Here is a 1330-nt window from a genome sequence, read left to right on the forward strand (position 1 = left end):
CCTGGTGTCGCTTGATCCGATATCGGGGCACGAGCAGCAAGGCATACACCTAGTGTTGATCGTATCACCAACCCCGTTCAACAGGCTGACGAAAACACCCGTCGTACTCCCGATAACGACTGCTGGAAGTTTTGTCTGGACGGCAGGCTTTGCTGTCTCACTTATTAGGGCGCAGGGAACTGCCACGACTGGCGTTATTCGGTGCGATCAGCCTCGGGCTCTTGATCTTGTCTCACGTCGTGCCCGAAAACTGGAAAGCGTACCGGCATCGTCAAGGAAGAGGTACTGGCGAGGCTCGCCCCACTCTTCGAATGACCTGCCGCATAAGAAATGTGAATGATCAATCCCCCGGAAACGCATTTTTGGTGTCCCACGTGGTAGAGGAAGAGACCGAGGGAAGGCAATTTATTGACCAAATCCATCTAGCAAGACTACGCCATAAGCCAGCGTACTGGCGTGTCTATTAGACATAGCTAAAATTAGGCTCAGGACTCATTAATTTCACGATTTACGAATAGGAGCAGATGTGATTCACTTTATGGTGGAGGTGCCGCCATGAGTGATATTTTCATGTTATCGAAGAAGCAGTTTGACCGCATAAAGCCTTGCTTTCCGCTATCGCACGGCATTCCCCGCGTCGATGATCACCGGGTGATCAGCGGGATCATTTACGTTCTCAGGAACGGTCTGCAGTGGAAGGACGCGCCGCGTGGCTATGGCCCTCCCAAGACGCTGTACAACCGCTTTGTACGCTGGAGCAGGATGGGCGTGTTCAACCGGATATTCGTGGAACTCGCAGGCCTGGCCGGCACCCCCGACCGAATGATGATTGACGCCACGCATCTCAAAGCCCACCGCACAGCAGCCAGCCTGCTAAAAAAGGGGATGTTCCCCGCCGTATCGGGCGCACGAAGGGCGGCCTGAATTCAAAACTCCATGCCGTCTGCAATGGTCAGGGAAAGCCTGTTGCCCTGCTGCTCTCCGAAGGCCAGATGAGCGATTACAAGGGTGCGGCCCTGTTGCTGCCTGCCTTGCCAAGGGCAAAAGAGTTGCTGGCAGATCGTGGTTATGATGCTGACTGGTTCAGGGCAGCACTCAGAGAAAAAGGGATCTCACCCTGCATCCCGCCGAAGAAGAACCGTAAAATCCAGATCGAATACGACAGGGAACTCTACAAACAGCGGCACAAGGTTGAAAACATGTTCGGCAGGCTCAAGGACTGGCGGCGCATCGCCATGCGCCATGACCGTTGCGCCCACACCTTCTTCTCCGCCATCTGTATCGCCGCTACCGTCATCTTCTATCTCAATTAATGAGTCCTGAGCCTAGT

Annotated in this window: 1 protein-coding gene and 1 pseudogene; both read left to right on the forward strand. The window is 54.2% G+C overall.

Annotated features, from left to right (window positions below):
• The first annotated feature begins 1 nt into the window (after window position 1).
• A pseudogene (locus VD907_06560) lies at window positions 2-315 on the forward strand (type II toxin-antitoxin system PemK/MazF family toxin).
• Window positions 316-555: 240 nt separating this feature from the next.
• Window positions 556-1313 (forward strand): IS5 family transposase gene (locus VD907_06565; GenBank protein HYG84508.1). Its coding sequence is split into 2 segments (ribosomal slippage): window positions 556-889 and window positions 889-1313, totalling 759 coding nucleotides; the frame shifts between segments, so codons are not numbered across the junction.
• Window positions 1314-1330 lie beyond the last annotated feature (17 nt).

The sequence above is a fragment of the Verrucomicrobiia bacterium genome (genome assembly GCA_035629335.1).
GTDB lineage: Bacteria > Patescibacteriota > Saccharimonadia > Saccharimonadales > Saccharimonadaceae > DASUUR01.